Origin of the sequence: Bradyrhizobium sp. CCBAU 11386 (assembly GCF_028128955.1) — a bacterium.
Taxonomy (GTDB): Bacteria; Pseudomonadota; Alphaproteobacteria; order Rhizobiales; family Xanthobacteraceae; genus Bradyrhizobium.
This window is the reverse complement of record NZ_LBKA01000083.1, coordinates 1-793: the sequence shown is the minus strand read 5'-3', so window position 1 is coordinate 793 and position 793 is coordinate 1. Positions and strand designations below refer to the sequence as shown.

General features: G+C 52.2%; 1 protein-coding gene. It reads right to left on the bottom strand.

Going from position 1 to position 793, the window contains the following annotated elements; translation table 11 throughout:
• Nucleotides 1–793: IS4 family transposase (locus tag XI09_RS08480; protein WP_271566437.1), on the bottom strand; the 793-nt coding region annotated here is incomplete at both ends.

Here is a 793-nt window from a genome sequence, read left to right as displayed (position 1 = left end):
CGGATTTGAGTATCTTGTGGAAGACCTCGATCTTCCATCGCAGGGAATACCATTCGAGTTTCTCGATCGCATCCCCGCGCGATTGCACCGGAAGATCGGTCAGGAGTTTCCATTCAATCTTCTTTCTGTTCTTTGGCGCTCCTCTTTCGTCAGCGTGGATCACTGTCAAAGTCAAAGCTGGATACCGCGACTGCTTGCCTATCGGTGGTAGAATACGGATTTTACGATACCGGATTTCAAGAACAGCCTGGTCTGGATTGCCCTTGCTATCCTGGACTTCGATCCGATGGAGACCTTTGACCACGACTTCGTCCATTATCGTTGCAACCGTATGGTCGCCATCGCCTGCCAGGCGATTGACACAGGTCCTTACCAAGAAATGCGTTCCAACCTCTTGGGCGGCGCAAAACAATTCATAAATATCGGCCTCACGATCACCGATATGGATGCACTGCGATGGGTCCTCGAAAAGCTCCGTGGATTGCTTGAGGTTCTCCAGCCACCGAATGCTCTCCTTGGTTTCAATGGGGATCCGTGTCAGGTTGACCTCGCGCCTGAGCGCAGCGACCCCTCTGAATTTCTTTCTGGTCCAGAACTTCACGGCGCTGAGCCCCAGTGGAAGCCCCTCGAGGGTCACCGCAAGGCTCGAATGCATCAATATTCCGCATGTCGTGTATGTTTGGGGTTTTCCGTCCAATCTTCGAGAGTTGCTTTTGGGGATACGCTTAATCATCCCGATCAGATCCGGGCGCTCTCTTTGATAGGTGAATTCGGTCGTATCATGCAGGACAAG